The organism is Thermoleptolyngbya oregonensis NK1-22, assembly GCF_032705245.1.
GTDB classification, from domain to species: Bacteria; Cyanobacteriota; Cyanobacteriia; order Elainellales; family Elainellaceae; genus Thermoleptolyngbya; species Thermoleptolyngbya sichuanensis.
Map to the genome: position 1 here is coordinate 372,997 of NZ_CP053540.1, position 21,615 is coordinate 394,611.

Sequence of the window (21,615 nt, forward strand, 5' to 3'; positions counted from 1 at the left end):
AGCGGCAGTTCTCGCAATGCAGCGCTTTCGTTTAGCATAGCGAATTGGGATTCAGGCGCTACGCTATAAAGCATGGTGCTTACTGTAGAACTGCAAACGCTAGAGACGAAGCTAGAAGCCCTGCGCGATCGCCTCCGACCGGGGCAGCAGCGCATGGCCGACTGGACGGGCGGGCCGCTGGCGGTGTCGGCGGTGCCGGGGTCGGGGAAATCTACGGGCATGGCGATCGCCACTGCGATTCTGCTGGGGCGGCGCTATCAGAACGCATTGCGTGACCGCACCCTGCCCAGCCGCCAGATTTTTCTGGTCACCTTCACGCGCTCGGCGGCGGCAAACCTGCGGGCAAAAATCCGCGAGTTGCTGAAAGAATTGGGACTGCCCACCACCGGATTTTCAGTCTACACGCTGCACGGCCTGGCGCTGAACATTGCCAGCCGCCACCCCGATTTGTCCGAACTTGACCTGACCCGGCTGACGCTGATCACGCCGGAGCGAGGCAGTCGGCTGATCAAAACCGCCGTGGAGCAGTGGAGCGCCGCCCATCCTGACCTCTATCGTCAGCTATTGGAAGGGCAACAGGCCGATGGCGAAGAAACCGAGCGACTGCGGCGGCGATCGGTGCTGGGTACGGAGATTTTGCCGAATCTAGCGAATACGGCGATTCACGAAGCCAAAAGTTCGGGTTTGAGTCCTGATGACGTGAGAGCGATCGCCCAAAGCGCCGACTTTTCTCCGTCCTACATCACCGAAGACGGCCTCAACCTCCTGCCCAACAACATCGCCCTGCAAGTCGCCGCCGGACTCTACGAACAGTACGAAACCCTGCTCCATCAGCGCAGTTTTTTGGATTACGACGACATGATCCTCGCGGCCCTGCGCGTTTTGCAAAACGACGAAGCGCGGCAATCCTGGCAGCAGCAGGTCTACGCCGTGTTTGAAGACGAAGCCCAGGATTCCTCGCCCCTGCAAACGCGCCTGCTGGAACTGCTTGCCGCCGATTCCCACACAGGACAGCCCAACCTCGTCCGCGTTGGCGATCCCAACCAGGCTATCAACTCCACATTCACCCCTGCCGACCCGCTGTTTTTCCGCGAATTTTGCGCCCAGTGCCAGCGGCAGGGCCGCCTTGCCGAAATGGATCAGGCTGGCCGCAGCACGCAGCCCGTCATCGATGCCGCCAATTTCCTAGTGCAGTGGGTCAACAATGCACCCGATCGCCCCCTTGCTGCAAGCCCCCTCCCCTTTCGCCTCCAGGTGATCCGTCCCGTGCCCCCCGGCGACCCCCAAACCGACAGCAATCCGCCGCCAGAGGGCGAAGGCGTGGAGATCCGCTTTCCGCCAGATATCTACCGCAGCGTGGATTTGATCGCCCAGCGGGTGGCGGAACTGTTTGCCAGAGAGCCAGAGGCGCGGGCGGCGGTGCTGGTGCGCGAAAACCGCATGGGGCGCTTTGTGGCAACTGTGCTGCGAAATCCAACGGACTATAAGCTGGGTGCAGATTTGGGGGCGCTGGGCATTGCGGTGTACGAGGTGGGAGAGCGCGATCGCCATTCCCACGTCCCTGGCGAAATTTTGACCCTGCTGCAATTTTGCGATCGCCCCCATTCGCCCGACAACCTGAAAGCAGCGCTGCGGGTGCTGGCGGATCGGCAACTGATTCCGCCGCAGGACCTCGACGCGCTCAGCAGCCAGCCGGAAGATTTTCTCTATCCCGGCCCGCTGGAAACGCCCCAGCCCGATCCGGTCGTGCAGGCGCGGCGCTATTGTGCAGGCTTGCTGCGGGCGCGGGTAGAATTGCCCCAGTTTCAACTGATTCCGTTTCTGGCGCTGACGCTGAACTATGACCAGACAGAACTCGCCACCGCCGACAAACTCGCTGCCCGCATTGCCCAGCAAACCGCCAGCGAGCCATCGCTGCAATTCACGCTGGAGGTGCTGAGCGAAATTGTCCAATCCGAGCGGTTTGAGCCTGTGGAAACGGAGGACATCGACACGCGCTACGTCCGCCCTAAGCAACTCACCATCATCACCATGCACAAGGCCAAGGGACTGGACTGGGATTTTGTATTTTTGCCGTTTTTGCAACAGCAGACGATTCCGGGAAAAGCTTGGGTACCGCCTGCTCAGCAATTTTTAGGCGAGTTTGACCTAGCGGAAGTGGCCCGCGCCCAGATTCGCGCCCAGGTTCACCAGTCGCCTTTGCCCGATATCCACACGGCCTGGCAGCAGGCGCAGCAGCTTAAAATTGCGGAAGAGTATCGCCTGCTGTATGTCGCCATGACCCGCGCCCGTCGCCTGCTGTGGATGGCGGCCGAGCGTCAGGCCCCCTTTAGCTGGGCGAATCCGTCGAATTTGCAGGCCCAACAGCCCACGCCTGTTCTGAATGCGCTGATGCAAGCTCTGGGGCGTTCGTAAATTCTGCATATCATCCTTCGCCATGCATGAAATCTCTGTTCTTAATCAGCGCCTCCAGCTTTTGCCAGACAAGGCCATATATGTTCCTGATTTGGATTTGCTGCTGGTCGCAGACGTGCATTTGGGAAAATCCGAAGCGTTCCAATCGCTGGGTGTGCCGATTCCCAATCGTGTGAATCAGGATACGCTGGAACGCCTTAAAACTCTATGCGATCGCCTCTCGCCCAAAACGCTCTGTGTTCTGGGCGATCTGTTCCATTCGCCCCGCGGACTGGATGACGCAATCCTGCAATCCTGGATTCACTTTACTGAGACCTGTGGCGCAACAGTGCAGGTGATCTTGGGAAATCACGATCGGGCGATCGCCTCTTTGCTAGATTTATTTGAAATCCCGTTCCACACCCGCCCCATCGAATATCCTGGACTCGTTCTCAGTCACGAACCGGCTGACATTCCTGATTGCGTGAATCTTTGTGGTCATATTCATCCCTGTTTGCGGCTCAAGACTCGACTCGACTCGCTCCGACTGCCGTGCTTCTTGCTGGAACCGCCCCATCGGCTGATCCTGCCGTCCTTCGGCGGCTTCACAGGCGGCTATGAGGTGCGGCTAAAACCAGGGGCGATCGCCTATGGGGTGGCAGAAGATAAAGTCGTCCCGTTTTCGGGAAACTCCCAGGCGGGGCAGCGCAGAATCCAAACTTTCTAAACTCAAACTTTCTAAGTTTTTCTTGCAAGATGCAAACACATCGACTACAATCGACCATCAAGCTGTGAATGACCCCAAGTCAGCGCGGCTTACCTTTTCCCCCGAAATTTTGGTCGTTTAGTCACCTGCGGTGTCGGTAGATGCTCGCAACACCTACCAACACCTGACCCCTCGACAGATCCGGGCTGTCTCAGGGCTGCGTCCATTGTAGGCCGCCCTGTCCCAGCGCTTCACGTCCGTGGGCGGCCAACATTTCGGGGTTTCCTACCCACTCGTTTCCTTGGAGGAAACCCCAAATGCTGACAATTCAATACACCTGGTCGTCCCCACTCTCGGAGGCGACCCAGTTTTCGCTGCCCCCGCTCACCTGCGAACTGCCCCACCGTCGCCGCCTGCGCCACTGCATCATCGGCCTCCCCGAAGACGCACAGATGGCGATTGACCGACTCCACCTGCTCCGCTACGCCGAACGCTTCGAGTGGACGCACGCCCTGGATTTCCCACCCCACGGCATCGTCCTCGACGGTCGCCCCGGCGAAGTGCTGCGCTACCTGCACCGCGACATCCGCAGCAATTCTGGTGCAACCGAGTAAGAACAGATAAGGAGGATTTTGGGTTTTGGATTTTAGCAGGGCATCCCTTCAATCCAAAATCCAAAATCCCCACTCCAAAATCCCCAATCTCGCAGCCTCGCTTGTCTAAAGCCTTTGGGAACCTCGATTAATTGAATTTTGCCAGGGTAGAGTCTCAAGTGAGACAGGAGCATTGCTGCGCTTCCCCTAGCAGATGACTGCTCTTGAACTACCTCATCCTGTAGGCAGGCATAGAACCCAGCAGTAGTCTGCCGATTCCGGCGTTTAATCGGCTACTTGGGTCTGTAAGAACGTATAGCGCATCAAGTTGTAGGTCAGATTCTTCAGCCCTAAGGATGCCTTGACCCGTACCATTCCAATCACGCGCACCAGTTTGCCACCCATTTGCATGATCCACGCACCAAACACATGCTCGACTTTCGAGCGGGTTTTTGACTTGGTGCGATTCGAGTGTTGTTGCTCCTCGCTCAGCGGACGATTGCGATAGGAACGCTCATGAATCTGACTGTCAAAGCCCATCAACGCCAGCACCTGCTCAATCGCCTCGCTGCGATAGGCGCTGTCTGCCCATACGCTACCTGCCTCATTGTCGTCGTCCAATAAATGTCCCAACACTTGCGAATCATGCACTGCTGCATCGGTGACTTGATACTGCCGGATCAAACCATACTCAGCATCGATACTGACGTGGTTTTTGTACCCAAAATGGCACACACCTCGCTTCTTCGTCCATCGAGCGTCCGTGTCTTTTTGCGCCAATTGATGCGGCTTGTCCTGCCAATCTTGAGGGATTTCGCCCTGCTTGAGTTGCTGGTTCTCTGAGTTGCTGTTGTGTTGCTTGGGCACAGGAATTAAGGTCGCATCTACAATCTGTCCTCCTTTGGCAGCATAGCCCTGCTTGATTAAGTAACCATCGAATTGCTCGAATAATGCCTCAATCAACCCCTGCTCAATCAGTTGTTTGCGAAATAACCAGACGGTTGTTGCATCAGGCACTTCATCGGACAAACTAAATACTCTGTAAATTAAGTATCTGACGGTTTTACTCCCACTGGTTCAGGTCGAATGTTGTCGTAGTGACGACTAAGTTTGCTCCTGGCAGTTTCAATCGAAAACTGCCAGTCGATTTTGATATGTTGCTCATGACGTTCTGCAACCAACGCTAAAACTTGCCGTTTTAATTCTTCTATCGTAGGAATGCGTTGATGCAAGCAACCGCGTGCCAACGCCGACAACTCAATCTCAATCATGTTGAGCCAACTCGCGGATTTCGGTGTGTAGTAAAACTCAAACCGTTGAGCTAAAGCGAACGCCTCGGCCGCAGGTAAATTTTCATAGAAGGAACTGGCATTGTGGGTGTTGAGATTGTCTTGTATCAGGCGAATTTTACAGGCCTGGGGGTACTGAGTCGCCAGCGCTTGGCAGAACAAGGTGTATTCTCGTTTGGTGCGTTGCGGGTACACCTGAGCTAGACGGTTTCCCGTTAAGGGTTCAATTGCCGCTAACAAGGCACAAGAGCCATTTTTTTCATAGCTGTAGTGTTCTTTGTAGACATGACCCGCTCGCATCAGCAACGGGGCAACAACCTCACCGATGAGAAAACAGGGACGCTCATCGAAGCAGACCACCGGGTAGGCAGGGTCATAAGGTTGGGCGTACAACCAAAGGATCTGTTCCATTTGAGCAATAAAGCGGCTATCCAATTGACCCAGACACCACGTCTGCTTGAGGTGAGGCTTCAACTCGTTTTTTTGAGAATCTTCGCGACTTGCGTATGTGAAATGCTCTGGCAATAGTTCAGTTCAACCGCCTTATCCGCCAGCAGACGCAAGTCCCAGCGGTCATGACCGACCGGGGCTTCACTACAAGCTAAGGCCGTAATCTTGGCTCGTTGCTCACCATCAAACTCGATTGGGCGACCCGAGCGGGGCTTGTCATGCAGCATCTGCAATCCTTCCTGTTCATAGCGCTCGCGCCATGCTCGCACCGTCGTCTCTGAGACACTTAAGGTCGTCGCAACGGCACTTACGGGTTTGCCTCGGTCAAGTTCCAGTAAACCAGTCGCCCGCTTAAACTGCCGGGCTCCCAGTTGACCCTTACGCAACAAATTCTCTAGGTAATCGCGGTCGGTTGGACGCAGTTCGACTTGGCACTTTTTCATCTCTACTCAGCTAACAATAGGACTGTGAACAGTCTACTACTCACTCGCTTGAGTCCAAAAAACTTAATTTACAAAGTACTAAACCCCATGAACTGCATGAACGACAGACGGTCACTGACTTGATATTCCAGTTCCTCATCGCTGATGTTGTACAACTGTTGCAAAATCAGGAGTTTGAACATCACCACGACATCGATTGCTTTGCGTCCCGCATTGCTCTTTCGAGGTTTGTCATGGATTTTCTCCAATGTAGGTCGAAAGTCCTCCCAAGGAACAATTTGGTTGAGCCGCACCAATAGATCTTTTTTCTGCCTCAGTTTGGCCTGGCGTTCTTCCCAGTCCCAAAATCCGGCTTGGCTCATCAGTCTTCACCCTTACTCTCTCTGACTATGATCTCACTCTTGTCTCAACTCAAGACACTACTTGACCAATTTTTCGAGGTTCCCCTTTGTGAACCCATCTGCCTAACTCCCCAAATTGGGGTATTATGCAGACAACCGTCAGCCTATTTCCCCGATTTGGGATCTTAGACAGACGGCTGTCAGCCTAATTCCCCTCCTGGGGGTAGATAGGCAGACGGAATCAGTCTAATTAATAGTTAGCTTGCAGAAGTCTTTAGCGGCGGTGATACTTCCGGGAATAGCCTCTGAGAAAAATAAGTTTTATGAAAGAAAAACTGAATACGAGCTTTTAGAACGGAAAGAAATACATACCATCCTTCTAATTTGGGTGTGGGTTGCCAAGTATGAGGTTATTTAATCGACAGAAGTCTACAGAAAGGATTAAAAAAATTGCTAATCAAATTTATCAGAATCGTCTTTTAAAAGGGAAATTAGGAGATAAAGAATCAGACTGGGTTGCTGCTCAGAAAATAACTAAGAACCCACTAAGGTACTGGCTGTTTATAAGCAACCGAAATCTAACTCTTCTTGAGAAAAAACTTATTGAACCATGTGCAAACTGGCTTGACAAAGCAGATATCTTCCGAATCATTGAAAAAATTTTTCCTATTTTGGAAGCGATTGGAGTCATCTTGATCCCCATTGCTGTACTAATAGCTACTCAACGATACACAGAACATCAAGAGCAGCGTGATTTACAGCGTGAAGAAAATAGGCGTGAAGAAGATAGGAAAAGGCTTCAGCAAGAAGCAATAAAGAATTATATAAGTCAACTTTCAACAATTTATTTAAGCACTACAGGTGAGATGAACGGGAGCGTGTCACCTTCTGAGTAGAAAAATCAGAATGGAGGAGTCCTCAATCGCTGGATGATGGTCATGACCCCTGAAGAAGAACAAGCTGTTGCGTATCATGTCCGCGAACTTGCCAAACTGCTGTACAAGGATGCTGATGCCAGTCAAACGCCCATGACCAACTTGGGAGAAATTGAAGCAGCGGTGCGCGAGCAGGTTCAGAAGCACGTAACACCCAAGATGGGCGTTTTTTTATCGAAACAGTTACGGGCATAACCGAAGGGTACCCGCGACAGCTAAAAAGCATTCTAGGAGCACTGCAACTGACCAGCGAACAAGCCCATCAATTGGGAGTGAGCAAAGGGAGTCAGTTGAGTCCCTATCTGGAGATGTGTTGTCTGAGAATCAGTGCGAATGTGTCCTATGCTCATGCCACCGAAGATGTGGCACTTCTAACCGGAGTGCGGGTGAGTGCGAAAACTCAGCAACGCCTGGTGCAACGTCAGACATTTACCCAACCCACAGTGCAACCGCCGGATGCGGTCAATCAAGTCAGTTTGGACGGTGGACAAATGCGCTTTGTCACGCCCAAGGGCGAACCATCCGAGTGGAAGCAATACAAAGCGGTACGGTTAGACACCGACGGCATCGGCATGGCGTGGTTTCAGGACAATGGGGCATTGCTCAACTGGGTGCAAGACCAACCGTTACAGTCCCCCTTGTACTGCATCGGTGATGGACATCCGGGCATTTGGAATCTGCTGAGCCAACTACTCGAAGATAACCATCGCATTGAGATTCTCGATTGGTATCATTTGATGGAGAATCTGCACAAAGTGGGTGGGTCGTTGCAACGTCATACCCGAGCACGTCACCTGCTTTGGCGTGGGCGAGTAGATGCAGCCATTGCAGTATTTGAGGATTGTTCTCTAGAGCAGGCGAAGTGTTTTCAAAACTATCTCCGGGAGCATCGTCATCGCATTGTCAATTATGAGTATTTTCAAGCAGAAGGCATTTGTGCGATTGGTTCTGGAGATGTGGAGTCTTGGGTCAAACAGATTGACCGTCGGATTCAGTTATCGGGAGCCAGTTGGAATCCAGAGCATGCACCACAAGTTCTAGCGCATCGCTGTGCTTATCTCAATGCACATCTCGATCCTCAACACCTTTTTCTCTCAAGAAGGTGACACGCTCCCCTCTCCATCTCTGGCTCGTCACTTTCTAGTTGAGTGGCATCAGGCATCAAAGCAGCTAACTGTTGAGCAGTGAGTGACATTTGGTATCAACTCCTGAGCCAGAGCGTTATTTAACGTTGTTTAGCGTTGCTTAAATTTTAAGGGGTTAGACTTGAGCGGTTGCAACCAGTTTTGCGGATTTTGAAGGATTTTTGTAGGTGCGGGGCTTCTGGCTGGAGGTGTTGCCACTGCCCCCAGCCAGCTTTTGCTGCGAGTCTTGCAGACCGATGGCTAGCGCGAGGACTCCGTTATCTCTTGTGCCACAGCATTGAATTGCCCGTTGTCATTGCCTGATCGCGGGAACTCCTCAGATGGCTCTGCATCAGCTCGTAAAATGGTATTTAATATTAGCTCTGGTCGCTGCGGATGAGTCCAGGCAAAGGCATGGCGGAAGGCAGCATCCTGGCAGGCCTTTAGCTCCTCAAAGCCAATGATGTCGTGGGTCAGCAGCGTTTCATATTCAAACGGCAGCCGCACGTTATGCAGTCCCGCGTTGTCGGTGCAGATGGCGATATCCACGCCCGCCTCAAAACATCGGTCGAATACCCCCTTAAGCTGATGCAGGTCTTGCAGCGTGCCTGTTTTCAGATATGTGGTGGGGCAGACCTCCAGGCATTGCCCCTGGGCGGCCACCTGGGGCAACAGTTCGGGGTGCTTTAGCGGAATCTGGATGCCGTGGCCGATCCGCATCAGGTAGGGCAAGAGTTCGGGATAGCAGCCTTCTTCGGTTTCATACAAGTGTCCGGTGGTGTTGAGACCGAGCGATCGCGCGTAGGCATATAGCCGGATGAATTCATCGAGGCGATCGCCATACAGCCCGTCTCCACCCGCCAGATCCACGCCACACACCACATCGCGCCGCGCCGCCGCCAGATCGACGATTGCCCGGTTTACCTCGTAGGGCAGCCGCGAGTGCATACAGAGGATTTGGCTAGTGACGATGGGATACTCCACAATCTGGCTGGCGCGGCCCACCACCTCCACAATTTGGCTCATTAAGGAAATGCGATCGCCCTGGCTGAGATGCTCCGGCGTTCGCAAATACGGCGTATAGCGCAATTCCAAATAGGCCAAATTCTCAAACACATATGCCCCGCGCATCAGGCGATAGATAAAGTAGGGCAGGGTGTCTTCCGTCTGCACGCTTTCCACCAGCGTATGCAGCTCTAGATATTCCGCCAGCGTATTGCGCGGGCGCGTATAAAAATCCTCAAACTCAGCATAGTCAGCAAATCGTTCTGCCAGGTCTGCCTGGTTGCGCTGAAAATAGCGCCAGAGAATACGGGGGACGACGGAACCACCCAGATGGCGGTGCAATTCGGCATATAGCGTCACAAGATACCTCTCAATCTAGTTGTTAACTCGCCTGCATTTCACTCAAAGCCACACACTGCATTCTTCTCAAGTTGAGCTTTAGAAATGGGCATTTCCACTCAGACTAGCAGCGTCTTGCTCCTAAGCATTGACACCAGGAACACGCGCTGTTGATAATGGGAGTTTGCGTATTTCTGAAAATTCTAGCAATTTAAACCCTTGGCAAACGTTGTAGTAATCGGGGCCCAGTGGGGCGACGAAGGAAAAGGGAAGATTACCGACCTGTTGAGCAAGTCCGCCGACGTGGTGGTGCGCTATCAGGGCGGGGTGAACGCGGGTCACACGGTCGTTGTGCAGGGGCAGACCTTCAAGCTGCACCTGATTCCATCGGGTATTCTGTATCCCAAAACAGAATGCATCATTGGCTCTGGCACGGTGATTGATCCCAAGGTGCTGCTGGGTGAACTGGATCAGCTCGAAAAGCTGGGCGTTTCCAGCGAGAACCTGCTGATTTCTGAGACGGCCCACGTCACCATGCCCTATCACCGCATGATTGATGCCGCCGCCGAAGAGCAGCGCGGCAGCCACAAGATCGGCACGACCAAGCGTGGCATTGGCCCCACCTACGCCGACAAATCCGAGCGCACGGGCATTCGCGTGGTAGATCTGATGGACGCAGAGGGACTGCGCGACCAGTTGACTTGGACAATCGAATACAAAAACGTCATTTTAGAAAAGCTGTATAACCTGCCGCCGCTCGACCCCAACGCGGTGATCGATGAATACTTGGGCTATGCCGAGCGGCTGCGTCCCCATGTGGTGGATAGCTCTCTGCGGATTAGTCAGGCCGTGCGTCAGCGCCGCAATATCTTGTTTGAGGGCGCACAGGGCACGCTGCTAGATCTAGACCACGGCACTTACCCCTATGTCACCTCGTCGAACCCGGTGTCGGGCGGCGCGTGCGTGGGGGCGGGCGTAGGGCCGACGATCATCGACCGGGTGATTGGTGTGGCCAAGGCTTACACCACTCGCGTGGGCGAAGGGCCCTTTCCGACCGAACTGCTGGGAGATGTGGGCGAGGCGTTGTGCGATCGCGGCGCAGAATTTGGCACGACGACCGGGCGCAAACGCCGCTGCGGCTGGTTTGACGCGGTGATCGGTCGCTACGCCGTCCGCATCAACGGGCTAGACTGTCTCGCCATTACCAAGCTCGACGTGCTGGATGACCTAGACGAAATCAAAGTCTGCACTGCTTACGAAATCGACGGCCAGCAGGTGCGCGACTTTCCCTCGAATGCGCGAGTGTTTGCCCGCTGTCAGCCCATTTACAAAACCCTACCGGGCTGGAAGCAAGACACCTCCCACTGCCGATCGCTCGACGACTTGCCCCGTCAGGCGTTGGACTATCTCAAGTTTCTGGCAGAACTGATGGAAGTGCCGATTGCTATCGTTTCCCTCGGCGCCAGCCGCGACCAGACCATTATTGTGGAAGACCCCATCCACGGGCCCAAGCGGGCGCTGCTCTATACTAACGGCGCAGTCGAAACCGCCCAATAAACGCCTAATAAACGCCCAAGAAACCCTAAGGGGCGCACGCAGTTCACGATTCGTTTCAGAATACGGTTGCAAATGCGCTTGGAAGATTTCCGGGCGCATTTATTCTAGTGAAAAGCAAACGGCAAACCTTAACTCCTAATCCCCAATCCATCATGTCCGACTCTGCCCTGCCGCCCGTGATCCAGCACATGCTGAAGCCGGAGTTCTATCCCCATCCGGTGCCGCCCGATCCGCTCCAGACTGTGGTCGGAGAGCCGCCAGAATATCCTGAAGACTTTTATCCGTCGGATGCGTCTCCGGTGCAGTTGATTCAGACGCATATTTCCTACGTGCTGCTGACGGGCGAGTATGCCTATAAGGTCAAAAAGCCTCTGAACTTCGGGTTCCTGGACTATTCCACGCTGGAAAAGCGGAAGCATTTTTGTGAAGAGGAACTGCGGCTGAATCAGCGAGCGGCGGCAGCGATCTATCTGGATGTGCTGCCGATTACCCAAACCTTGGACAACGGCGTGCCGACCTTTCACCTGGACGGGCCGGGCGAGGTGGTGGAGTATGCGGTGAAGATGCGGCAGTTTCCGCAATCTACCCTGCTGACCAATTTGTATGAGCGGGGCGAACTGAGGGAGGACTTGCTAAAAGACTTGGCGGGGGCGATCGCCACCTTCCACCTCGCCACCGAAACCAGCGACTACATCCGCGAATTTGGTCGTGTCGAGCGCGTGCGGCAGGCCTTCGATGAAAACTGGGCGCAAACCGCGCAATACATCGGCGGGCCGCAGACGCAGCAGCAGTTCGATGAGACGCGGGCCTACTGCGATCGCTTTTTTGCTGAAAAGGCAGATTTATTTGACGAGCGCCTTCAGCAAAACTGGATTCGCGAGTGTCACGGCGACCTGCACCTGCGGAATATTGCCTACTGGAACCAGCAGTTTTTGCTGTTTGACTGCATCGAGTTCAACGAGCCGTTTCGGTTTGTCGATGTCATGTTCGACATTGCCTACATCGTGATGGATTTGGATGCGCGGCAGCGACCCGACCTGCGAACCGTGTTTTTAAACGAGTATGTGGAGCGGACGGGCGACTGGGATGGGCTGCGGGTGCTGCCGATCTACGTTAACCGCCAGACCTACGTGCGGGCCAAGGTCACGTCCTTTTTGCTGAATGACCCCGGCGTGCCAGAGGAAGAAAAGCGCAAAGCCCACGACACCGCCGCGCTGTATTACCAACTGGCGTGGAACTATACGCAGCCCAAAACTGGCCGCCTGCTGCTGATGAGCGGGCTGTCGGGATCGGGCAAAAGCACGACTGCTAGGGCGATCGCCCAAAAGCTTGGCGCAGTGTACATCCGCTCCGACGCAGTGCGGAAACACCTGGGCGGCGTGGCGCTGACGGAGCGCGGCGGCGACGACCTCTACACGCCAGAGATGACCCAACAGACCTACAATCGGCTGCTGCACCTGGGCACGACGCTGGCCGCCGAAGGCTATACGGTAATCCTGGATGCCAAATACGATCGGCAGGCATTGCGAGAAGGGGCGATCGCCCAGGCCAGCGCCCATGGCATCCCGCTCCATATTCTCTTCTGCACGGCTCCCCTGGAAATCCTCGCTAAGCGGCTCAGCCAGCGCACAGGCGACATCGCCGATGCCACCCCAGAGATCCTAGCGAAGCAGAGCTTTGAACCCTTTACGCCCGCCGAAGCAGAATACGTTAGAACAGTAGACACCACCCAGCCGCTCGACGCACTCCTGGATTCGCTTTGACAGAGCCTCACACAGAGCCTCACTATGACCAACGAACTGATTGTTGAAAAGCTAGACACTCTCGATTCCCGCGTTGCAGCGGTGGATACCCGCATCGAAGTGCTGGATCAGCGCCTCACCCGACGACTGGAAACCTTAGCAGAAAGCGTGCAGATTTTATCCGAGCAGGTCGGGCGAATGACTGAAGAATTAACTCGGCTAGAAATTTCTATGCGAGACGGGTTTAGTGAGATCAAAGAGGGTTTTCGGGAAATGCGCGAACAGTCCAAAAAGCGCGACGAGCAAATCGATCGGCTGCTGACGATTTTGGAGCGGCTGATTCCGGCAAGAGAGTAGGCGCATAGCGGTTGGTGGTTGGGGCTGAAAGTCAGGGCCGTTATGGCTTGTAGGATTTCTCGTTATTCGCACTCTCTCGTTGACTGCGGCTCATGGCATTGGAAGGAATTACGCTTGAGGCATTGCGATGGGCAAGAATGATCCGGTGATTGTCGGCATCAAGCTATGGATCGTGTTTCTCATCGGCTTTGCGCTGCTGGGCTACTGGGTGCCGCTGAGCATTGGGCTGGGGGCGATCGCCGGACTGTCGGGCGCACTCATCGCCAGCTACCGCAAACAGGATAAGCCACTACCTCCAGAGCAAAAGAGCCAGCGCGATCTGATTCCCCGGCTGAGTCTGGGGCGCAAATCTGAAGAAGAGCCAAATGAAAGGGCGATCGACCGTCCGCGTCGTGGTTTTTTCAGCCGCCAGCCGGGGCCGAGCTTTAAATCGCGTCGTCGCTGAGCGAGGTCTGTCAAAAAAAACGCCCGCCTGGGAATGTTTTATTTTCATAAAATTAGGGCAACGGTCACCGAGAATTTACGGTTGTAGCTACCAAACGACCGGGGCTACAACTAAGGCGTTGCGGTCTTTATAGAGAGACTGCCCATCAGGGTTCCAGGATAAATTGCTAGATTCTATAGAAGTTTGCGGATTTCCGTAAAACTACGCGCAAAGCGTATATTTTTTCACCAAGTTCTCAATCAAAAAGCAGGCTTCACACTGAACCCAGCAATCTTGAAATTCCGAATGCATCTTACGCGAGAACGAGCCATGATACCGACTGTTGTAAATGAACGCTCTGTCCGCTCGTTCCGGTTCTATAGGGACGGCTACCTCTGTGAAGGCATCCGCTACGGCAATACGCTGTATCGCCTGGTCAAAACCTTTGGAAAACACGAGGAAGACAGCGCCTATTCGTGTTGCGGCCAGCTTCTCCAGTATTCCAGCGCCGATCACCCCGCCGCCATCATCACGACCTCCCCGCAGCAGTATCGACTTTGGGCAGAGTTGCGGGTTGAATTGCCATCAGATGCCGCCGTTACGGTGCAATATGCCTAGCTCGGCTCGCTGGGACAGAGTTACGGGACGCTCGGCTACGATAGGAATGCGGTGAACCGGATGCTGGAATGCTCTGAACACTTCGCTCACGGGTAGGGCGTGTGTGACTTGAGCCAAGTCTCCCCGATTCCCGAATCAATCGCGCGATCGCCCTCCTGCTAGATGCACCCTCTGCTTGCCCTCTGCCTGCCCCGTGCTTAAAACCAAGCCCAAGTCCAAAGCCCAGCCCAGCCCAATTCTAGCGGTTGAATCGCCCCAACCCACCCTGCGTCAGCGTCTTGCTCAGCGCCGCAAAGCCAACCGCCTGCGGCAAGAGTTGGTCACCTTCACGATTTTTGCGGCGCTATTTGCGACGGTAGTCGGCTTTGTCGTGGGCCTGGCTGCGGGGGTTCGTCCGGGCATTGGCACCTTCATTGGAACGCTCTGCACCGCGCTGTCGTTCAAGTATCCCCGCCACGCGCTGTGGGCCTTTTTGATCTATATGCCCCTCAGCGGATCTGTCACCTATGCGCTGGGCAGCAGTCCCCTGCTTCAGCTTGCCAAAGACGGGTTCTATATCCCTGCCCTCTTCGGCGTAATTCAATACTGCCGCCGCGAAAAGCTGCCCGTGCTGATTCCCCGGCAGATGGTTGCGCCCGTGGGCATTTTGCTGGGGCTGTGTCTGATGACGCTGCTGGTGGTGAATGGAGGGCAGCAGCTTAGCCCCACGCCTGGAGAACAGCCCATCTTGATGGGCATTTTGGGGCTAAAGGTGCTAATGGGCTATATGCCGCTGGTGGTGTGTGCGTACTATTTGCTGCGCGATCGCCGCGATTTGCTATTCCTGATGCGGCTCACGGTCATTATTATCCTCACCTGCTGCGCCCTTGCGTTTATCCAGTATGTCCTGCTCAAAACCGGGTACTGTCCTGGTACACGCTTTGCCCAGGGGCCAGACCTCTACCGCGCTTCCCTCAATGCCCGCTGCTTTGTGGGTGGGTCGTTGCTCTATACACCCCAGCACAACCAGATTCGCTTGCCTGGAACTTTTGTTGCGCCCTGGCAGTGGGGCTGGTTCCTGATTTCTGCCGCATTTCTGGCATTTGCGACGGCATTTAGCGACCCCAGGGCGCAATGGCGCACGACAGGGCTAATTTCTCTCGCATCAGTCTTCATCATGGCGGTGCTATCGGGGCAGCGAGTGGCGCTGATTCTGGTGCCCAGCGTGTTCGTGACGCTGCTGGTGCTAACGGGACAGGTGGTGAACCTGAAGCGCTTTATCCCAGGTGCGGCCATCCTGGGCTTGGTGCTGGGCTACGCCGCCCTGCGAAACCCCGACATCCTATCCCGGCGATTCGAGAGCCTGCAAAGTCGCTGGGAAGCCTCGCCACCGCATCTGTTTATTCTGGAGCAGTTTCAGTGGTCAATCAACCATCAGAACTTTTTGGGCAACGGGCTAGGCCGAGCCACCAACGCCGCCCGCACGCTGGGCGACACTGAGCTAATTGAAACGTATTATCCCAAGCTGCTGTATGAAATTGGAATGCTGGGAACGCTGGCGTTTTTGGCGCTGGTGACGATGCTGACGGTGCTGACCTTTTTGGCCTACCGCTCCACGCGCGATCGCACGTTGCGGAGCTATGGCGCAGCACTGTGGCTGTTCGTGCTGTTCATTAGCTACAACACCTACTACTATCCCCTCGACGTTGATCCAGTGGCGGTTTACTACTGGTTTTTTGCTGGAGTCGTGCTGAAACTGCCAGAACTGGAGCGCCAGGAACGCCTGGAAGCCACTGCTGCCCAGCCCCAAGCCCAACGCCGTCGATTCAAGCGACTGGGCTTTGCTTAGGTGAGGCATGAGGCTTGGTCTGAAAAAAATTCGCTTGATCTGTCTTGATCTGTAAAAAAACAAAAAATTCAGGGAGGCATCGGTGTCGATACCTCCCTGTCAGAGCGGAGAAAAAGCGTGGATTGGGCGATCGCCCATGTTTTCAAAGTACGTCTAAAACCGAATTCCGGTTCCGAATTGCTGTTCTAACCATTCCAGTTCTAACAGTGCTGCGGAGCCATTTATCCCGGCAACCTAGCTCATGGTCGAGCCGCTGCGGTCATAGCTCTGCACAAAAGATGGGTGGGGCTTGCCCTGGACATGGTTCCAGAGGGTGGGTGCTTCCGCAGGCAGCCCGATTTCGGCGGCGGCCCGGCTGAGCATCGATTGCTGGCGATTCTTGATGTTGTGGTGGTGGCGCATCATCAGGGCGCGGGCTTGATCTTGAGTAGACATAGTGAAATCCTTCTGGTGGTGTTAAGTGATGGAATCTTGACGCTTCTTGTTTAATCATAGCAGTAAATTCTGTATCTAAAAATACAGAATGGCGTTTTATCAGAAAAAACAATACTTCTTCACAATGTGTATCGCCCTGCTGTGGCGATGCCAAGTGGTTGCGCCGAGTGGGTCAGAGCGGCTGGGTGGGCGATCGCTCTGCCTTCTAACTGTTGACGCGATGTGCAACTTTCAATCTGCCCTCATCCCCCAACTCCTTCTCCCAACTTGGGAGAAGGGAGTAAGAGAGGCTTGAAGTCCCTGTCTTGAAGTCCCTGTGTAGATGTTGGCTGTCGTGCAAAGTTGCCATGCCAAGTTGAGAGGGATCGGGTGGGCGATCGCGCTCTCATGGCAACAGATTAAACAGATTAAACAGCTTGAACGGCTTAGACGGCAGCGCGGGAACGATCAGGGTCGCTTGGGACGGTGATGACGCACCCGGCTAGCCTTATCCCGTTCGTAGGCGATCAGGCGGCCGTAGATTTCGTGCTTGCTTAAATTCATCGACAGGTAAACGTGGCGGCGCGGATTGCCAAACCCCTTGCGCCGAAAGAACTTGATCGCAGGTTCGTTGGCTGGATCGGTATCCACCAGCATGAACCGAGCGCCTTCTTCAATCATGCGCTCGACGATTTTGTCTACAAGCTTATCCGCCACGCCGCGCCGCTGAAACTTGGGACTGACTCCTAGCCAGATAATGTAGCCGTAGACCCAGGATGCCTTGCTGATAATAGTGCCCAGCACAAAGCCTGCCAGTTCGCCTTCAATCTCTGCCACCAGGCAATATTCTGGGTCAGTGTTGTATTGCCCAATCACTTCCCACTCGTCCCAGGTGCGATAAAGGTAGGGATAGAGGTCGCTGGTAAACAGGCTTTCCCCCAGATGAAACACCGGGGCAAGATCGTCGATGTCCATGTCCCGAATCTCGACGGGCAGGGAGTTGGCGATCGCCCGTTCCCGCTCAGCTTTATTGGTTTCAGAATGGGAAGCCATAGTTGGGGGTCAGAGGATTGGAAAGTAGGGTTTCAGGAATAAGAGCTAGGGCAGAAAGCTGGCTGAAATGCCGTCTGAAATTAGAACGTTTGAAATTAAAACGTTTGGGATACCTGTCGGGCTGCTGGTCGGGCTGCTGGGTCGGAAGGATGGATTGGGAGAATGAATCGGGAGAATAAATCGGGAAAACGGATGACGCTGAGGGTTGTGGCGATGGCAACACCACTCATCCCACTCAACCTTATCGCGATTCCGGTGGGGGATTGGGCTGGTTTCCCCCGCGATTGATCCTGCAAAAGCCTCGCTTTTTGGGCGGAAACCCGCCTTTTGAAAAAACCGTCTGCGATAGGACGGTGTAGAATAGCCTCTCAGACCCAATCGGGGATCGCTAGACCGAAGAATTAGGTTAGACCGCATGGATCGATTGAACAATGCGCTGACGCTGTTTTTCAGCCTGCTAGTGGAGGCGATGCCCTTTTTGCTGCTGGGCGTGCTGTTTTCGAGCGTGCTGCTGCTATTCGTTGATGAGCGGCGGCTGATTGCGGCAGTGCCCAAACATCCGCTGCTGGCGGCGATGATTGGCGGCGGCATTGGCTTCTTGTTTCCCGTGTGCGAGTGCGGCAACGTGCCTGTGGCGCGGCGGCTGATTGTGCAGGGTGCGCCCGCGTCGATGGCGGTGGGCTTCTTGCTGGCGGCTCCCACGGTGAATCCGGTGGTGTTTTGGGCAACGTGGATTGCCTTTCGGGATCAGCCGGAGATAGTGTTTTTGCGGGTGGGGCTGTCGCTGGTGGTGGCAGTAATTGTGGGCTGGGTGTTCAGCGCTCAGGCAGACCTGCGGCCGCTGATGCAGCCGGGAGTGGCGCGGGCCATGCCAGCGGTGCGCGGGGCGGCTGCAAAGCCAGCGGGTGAGTCGTCCCTGTTGCAGTCAGGAACCTATTGGCTGGGGCAGGCGGATCAGCCCATTCGCCCCGATGGGTCGCTGTCTTCGTCGGCGATCGCCATCAATCCCGTCCTCACCAAGCCGCTGTCGGACAAGCTGTGGCTTTTGGTGAATAACATTGTGCAGGAGATGCGCGAGTTGGGCGGTGTGCTGATTTTGGGAACGGCGATCGCCGCAATCGTTCAAGTCTTTGTGCCGCGCGAGTGGGTGATTGGGCTGGGGCAGGGCCCGGTCACGTCGATTTTGGCGATGATGCTGCTGGCGTGGATTGTGTCAATTTGCTCGACGGTGGACTCGTTTTTTGCCCTGTCCTTTGCCTCTACCTTTACCAGCGGCGCATTGCTGGCGTTTCTGGTGTTTGGCCCGATGATCGACCTGAAAAACATTGCGCTGCTGCTGTCGATGTTTCGCGGTCGGGCGATCGCCTATCTGTTTATTCTGGCGGGTCAGCTCACGTTCTTGTTTTGCCTGCTGATTAATCTATATATCAGCTAGATATCCAGCTAGATATTCAGTAGATGTCAGCTAGAACGTGAGGTCGGGTGACGGACTGACAGGGTGACAGGGTGACGGAGTGACAGGGTGACGGAGTGACGGAGTGACGGAGTGACGGGGTAATGACAAGCAGAAGAGGCGACCAGACTCGTAAAAACGACCAGACTCGTAAAAATCGGACAGGGCTTTGGCTAATCTGGCTGGATGCAGTTATGCTGCTGTCGTGGGGCGGGCTGATGCTGCGCTTTTGGCTAACCGGGCGGATCAACATTCTGCTGCATCCAGATTATGTCTGGCTGGCGATCGCCGCTGGGTTTGCGCTGTTGGGGCTGGGCGTGGCCAAACTTTGGGAGGCACTGCGGCTGATGCGACGCGGCATTGCCATTACCCAACCCTCGGAGTCCCATGCAAACCTGCTGCCGCCTGGATGGAGTAGCGCTCTACTGCTGGCGATCGCCCTGTTTGGTCTCCAGTTTACGCCCCGCGCCTTTGCCAGCCAGGTCGCCATCGAGCGCGGTGTCGCGGATACGCTCACCCTGACGCGATCGCAGCCCCAGTCCTTCCGCACCAACACCCGCCCCGAAGATCGCTCGCTGATCGACTGGGTGCGCCTGCTGAACGTCTACCCCGAACCCGATGCCTACACTGGACAAAAAGCCTCGGTCGAAGGGTTCGTTATCCATTCGCCCAACCTGCCCAGCAACTATTTCACCATCACCCGCTTTGTGATTACCTGCTGCGCCGCAGACGTATACCCGGTTGGGCTGCCCGTGCGGATTGAGGGCGATCGCACCGCCTACGAACAAGACCAGTGGCTCCGCGTAGAAGGCGACATGGCGACAGAAACCCTCGACGGCCAGCGCCAACTGGTCATTCACTCCACGTCCTTGACCCCGATTGAGGAACCCCAGAATCCGTATGATTATTAGTGATTACTAGGCGCTGTGGGCCGACGATCAAATTCTTGCAGCTAGTCCATCTTCCATCTCTACTGGCGGCAACTCTAAGAACTCGCGAATCGCCTCGGCTACCGCTTGTTTGCCGGGTACACCAGCACTGTAGGTACGTATGAGCGGAAGGCGATCGCCCGACTGCATTACCCTAGACGCTAAACTTCCTTGATTTCCACAGGCGGCAATCCCAAGAACGCTCGAATGGCTTCGGCCGCTTCCTGTTTGCTTTCTAGATTGCTGCTATAAGTCTCGGTCAAGGGATGGCGATCGCCCTGCTGCGTCAGTAGCACTACGCTATACCCCGTCAAGTCTTCACCAGTACACTGCTCAATGACCACAGACTGAATCTCTCGCAGCCATAGCTCCTGCTTGAGGCGGCCATTGGCTCCAAGCGCCTGCATTTTACCCATCAAGCGATTGAACTCGAAGCGATGCGGTTTGCGCCGCAGGAGGGCGATCGCCAGACTAGTAAGCCCCAGCGGAACCCACAAAAAGCCCCAGCCAGACAAGGTTTGTATGGTTACAGAAGAGCGAGCAGGATTTGCCAGAAACCGCTGAACTGCTTCAGCCATCTGCTGAGCGCGAGCTTCATCCACTGTATCCAGCCCGAGCCGCGTCACCGCCTCAGTTCCACTCAGCTTTAGGTCATAGACCAGAAAGTCCCCGTCGTCCGAGCTACGGGTTTCGCTCACAACCTGAACTGTGGTCAGGGAGCCGAGCCGAACCGTCTCACGGGGGATCAGGTTAACCCCAAGTGTGCGAACCACCTGGCAGTTGATAGTAGACAAGTCGGGGCGATCGCACGTCAGGCGATTATTGCTGATAAACCCAAGCCACAGACAGGACAGCGCCAGCAAGACAATTGCAGAAGGACGCTCCCAGGATGGACATTTCAGCACCAAATGTCCGTTTTCTCGATGGGTAGGCTTAGGGCCCAAATCGAAGCTGACAATTCCTGCCATACTGCTTGTTTGCCTCTGTTTGTTTGCCTCTGTTTGTTTGCCTCTGTTTGTTTGCCTCTGGGGAGCTTGGTTTGTTGCCTCTGGGGAGCTTGTCATCTAGCCTTGGAGGAAGCTAGTCGAATGCTACAGTGCTAACAAAAAGACCCACCCTCTAGCAAGCGCAAAATCCCCACCTATGGATAAGGTGGGGACGACAGAACCTCAGAAAACTGAATTCCAGGAAAATTAGTAGCTGAAAAAGACCGCCATACGCTAGCAGTCAAAGCTTTTTGGGATTGGCCAGCTTTTGGAAGCTACAGATGCTTTTCAAGTGTGCTGGCGAGGGTCGTCTTGGGAACCGCGCCGACTACCATGTCTACACGCTGACCACCCTTGAAAATCATCAGCGTGGGGATGCTGCGGATGCCATACTGAGTGGCAACGCTGGGGTTCTCGTCGGTATTCACTTTTACAACCTTTACCTGTCCCGCGTATTGCTCGGCAATCTCATCGACTACAGGAGCAACCATCCGGCAGGGGCCACACCAAGGGGCCCAGAAATCTACCAGAACGGGGACATCGCTATCAAGAACTTCTTGCTTAAAAGTGGAATCTGTAACTTGTGCGGCTGCTGACATGCCTAATAAGTCCTTCGCCTTCAATATCAATGGAAA

General features: G+C 54.8%; 22 protein-coding genes and 1 pseudogene. 13 read left to right on the plus strand and 10 right to left on the minus strand.

Annotated features, from left to right (window positions below; all coding sequences use genetic code 11):
* Positions 1–72 precede the first annotated feature (72 nt).
* The 3 genes from HNI00_RS01590 to HNI00_RS01600 all read left to right on the plus strand — a co-directional run bounded on the left by HNI00_RS01590 (position 73) and on the right by HNI00_RS01600 (position 3,714).
* A complete protein-coding gene (locus HNI00_RS01590; RefSeq protein ID WP_316790088.1) occupies positions 73–2,415 on the plus strand; it encodes an ATP-dependent helicase in 2,343 nt (780 codons plus the stop codon).
* 22 nt (positions 2,416–2,437) lie between these two features.
* Entirely contained in the window at positions 2,438–3,121 is a 684-nt protein-coding gene (gene pdeM / locus HNI00_RS01595) for a ligase-associated DNA damage response endonuclease PdeM (RefSeq protein WP_316790090.1), read from the plus strand.
* A gap of 296 nt (positions 3,122–3,417) precedes the next feature.
* Positions 3,418–3,714, plus strand: a complete 297-nt coding sequence (locus tag HNI00_RS01600; protein WP_316790092.1) for a hypothetical protein — start codon at positions 3,418–3,420, stop codon at positions 3,712–3,714.
* A gap of 264 nt (positions 3,715–3,978) precedes the next feature.
* Here HNI00_RS01600 and HNI00_RS01605 read toward each other — a convergent pair whose 3' ends face one another.
* The 4 genes from HNI00_RS01605 to HNI00_RS01620 all read right to left on the minus strand — a co-directional run bounded on the left by HNI00_RS01605 (position 3,979) and on the right by HNI00_RS01620 (position 6,237).
* The gene (locus HNI00_RS01605; RefSeq protein ID WP_316790095.1) at positions 3,979–4,722 is read right to left on the minus strand and encodes an IS5 family transposase; all 744 of its coding nucleotides are present in this window, start codon (positions 4,720–4,722) and stop codon (positions 3,979–3,981) included.
* 17 nt (positions 4,723–4,739) lie between these two features.
* Positions 4,740–5,507, minus strand: a complete 768-nt coding sequence (locus HNI00_RS01610; protein WP_316790097.1) for an IS630 family transposase — start codon at positions 5,505–5,507, stop codon at positions 4,740–4,742.
* Positions 5,453–5,875, minus strand: a complete 423-nt coding sequence (locus HNI00_RS01615; protein ID WP_297078364.1) for a helix-turn-helix domain-containing protein — start codon at positions 5,873–5,875, stop codon at positions 5,453–5,455. Before HNI00_RS01615 ends, HNI00_RS01610 begins: the two co-directional genes overlap by 55 nt.
* Before the next feature lie 68 nt (positions 5,876–5,943).
* On the minus strand, positions 5,944–6,237 hold the full coding sequence (locus tag HNI00_RS01620) for a transposase (protein ID WP_316790099.1): 294 nt from the start codon (positions 6,235–6,237) through the stop codon (positions 5,944–5,946).
* Between the two features lie 383 nt (positions 6,238–6,620).
* Between HNI00_RS01620 and HNI00_RS01625 the strand changes: the two genes are divergently transcribed.
* Complete coding sequence (locus tag HNI00_RS01625) at positions 6,621–7,112, plus strand: hypothetical protein (RefSeq protein ID WP_316790101.1); 492 nt, start codon at positions 6,621–6,623, stop codon at positions 7,110–7,112.
* Positions 7,113–7,154: 42 nt separating this feature from the next.
* Positions 7,155–8,257 (plus strand): ISKra4 family transposase gene (locus HNI00_RS01630; protein ID WP_316790103.1). Its coding sequence is split into 2 segments (ribosomal slippage): positions 7,155–7,317 and positions 7,317–8,257, totalling 1,104 coding nucleotides; the frame shifts between segments, so codons are not numbered across the junction.
* Positions 8,258–8,268: 11 nt separating this feature from the next.
* Here the strand turns inward: HNI00_RS01630 and HNI00_RS22030 are convergent.
* A pseudogene (locus HNI00_RS22030) lies at positions 8,269–8,346 on the minus strand (Uma2 family endonuclease); the annotation flags it as partial.
* A 190-nt stretch (positions 8,347–8,536) separates the two neighbouring features.
* The gene (locus HNI00_RS01635) at positions 8,537–9,640 is read right to left on the minus strand and encodes an adenosine deaminase (RefSeq protein WP_316790105.1); all 1,104 of its coding nucleotides are present in this window, start codon (positions 9,638–9,640) and stop codon (positions 8,537–8,539) included.
* A 198-nt stretch (positions 9,641–9,838) separates the two neighbouring features.
* Between HNI00_RS01635 and HNI00_RS01640 the strand changes: the two genes are divergently transcribed.
* The 6 genes from HNI00_RS01640 to hpsL all read left to right on the plus strand — a co-directional run bounded on the left by HNI00_RS01640 (position 9,839) and on the right by hpsL (position 16,145).
* On the plus strand, positions 9,839–11,176 hold the full coding sequence (locus tag HNI00_RS01640; protein ID WP_316790107.1) for an adenylosuccinate synthase: 1,338 nt from the start codon (positions 9,839–9,841) through the stop codon (positions 11,174–11,176).
* Between the two features lie 152 nt (positions 11,177–11,328).
* On the plus strand, positions 11,329–12,939 hold the full coding sequence (locus HNI00_RS01645; RefSeq protein WP_316790109.1) for a bifunctional aminoglycoside phosphotransferase/ATP-binding protein: 1,611 nt from the start codon (positions 11,329–11,331) through the stop codon (positions 12,937–12,939).
* A gap of 24 nt (positions 12,940–12,963) precedes the next feature.
* On the plus strand, positions 12,964–13,275 hold the full coding sequence (locus HNI00_RS01650; RefSeq protein WP_316790111.1) for a hypothetical protein: 312 nt from the start codon (positions 12,964–12,966) through the stop codon (positions 13,273–13,275).
* Between the two features lie 127 nt (positions 13,276–13,402).
* A complete protein-coding gene (locus tag HNI00_RS01655) occupies positions 13,403–13,720 on the plus strand; it encodes a hypothetical protein (protein ID WP_316790113.1) in 318 nt (105 codons plus the stop codon).
* A gap of 309 nt (positions 13,721–14,029) precedes the next feature.
* On the plus strand, positions 14,030–14,317 hold the full coding sequence (locus HNI00_RS01660; RefSeq protein WP_316790115.1) for a hypothetical protein: 288 nt from the start codon (positions 14,030–14,032) through the stop codon (positions 14,315–14,317).
* A gap of 193 nt (positions 14,318–14,510) precedes the next feature.
* Complete coding sequence (gene hpsL, locus HNI00_RS01665) at positions 14,511–16,145, plus strand: hormogonium polysaccharide biosynthesis protein HpsL (protein WP_316790117.1); 1,635 nt, start codon at positions 14,511–14,513, stop codon at positions 16,143–16,145.
* Positions 16,146–16,379: 234 nt separating this feature from the next.
* On the opposite strand, the gene gifA is transcribed toward hpsL, so the two are convergent.
* Together gifA and HNI00_RS01675 are read right to left on the minus strand one after the other, a co-directional pair.
* Positions 16,380–16,580: a glutamine synthetase inactivation factor IF7A gene (gene gifA, locus HNI00_RS01670; RefSeq protein ID WP_172353739.1), complete on the minus strand. Its 201-nt coding sequence runs from the start codon at positions 16,578–16,580 to the stop codon at positions 16,380–16,382.
* 447 nt (positions 16,581–17,027) lie between these two features.
* Positions 17,028–17,612 (minus strand): GNAT family N-acetyltransferase, encoded by a 585-nt coding sequence (locus HNI00_RS01675; protein ID WP_172353738.1) that lies wholly within the window; start codon positions 17,610–17,612, stop codon positions 17,028–17,030.
* Between the two features lie 415 nt (positions 17,613–18,027).
* On the opposite strand from HNI00_RS01675, the gene HNI00_RS01680 reads away from it, so the two are divergent.
* Together HNI00_RS01680 and HNI00_RS01685 are read left to right on the plus strand one after the other, a co-directional pair.
* Positions 18,028–19,047 carry a permease gene (locus HNI00_RS01680; protein ID WP_297077131.1) on the plus strand — a complete coding sequence of 340 codons (1,020 nt, stop codon included), beginning with the start codon at positions 18,028–18,030 and terminating at the stop codon, positions 19,045–19,047.
* 122 nt (positions 19,048–19,169) lie between these two features.
* On the plus strand, positions 19,170–19,976 hold the full coding sequence (locus HNI00_RS01685) for a TIGR03943 family putative permease subunit (protein WP_316790123.1): 807 nt from the start codon (positions 19,170–19,172) through the stop codon (positions 19,974–19,976).
* 179 nt (positions 19,977–20,155) lie between these two features.
* Here HNI00_RS01685 and HNI00_RS01690 read toward each other — a convergent pair whose 3' ends face one another.
* A complete protein-coding gene (locus tag HNI00_RS01690) occupies positions 20,156–20,962 on the minus strand; it encodes a hypothetical protein (RefSeq protein ID WP_316790125.1) in 807 nt (268 codons plus the stop codon).
* A gap of 293 nt (positions 20,963–21,255) precedes the next feature.
* Positions 21,256–21,579 carry a thioredoxin gene (gene trxA / locus HNI00_RS01695; protein WP_068516004.1) on the minus strand — a complete coding sequence of 108 codons (324 nt, stop codon included), beginning with the start codon at positions 21,577–21,579 and terminating at the stop codon, positions 21,256–21,258.
* Positions 21,580–21,615 lie beyond the last annotated feature (36 nt).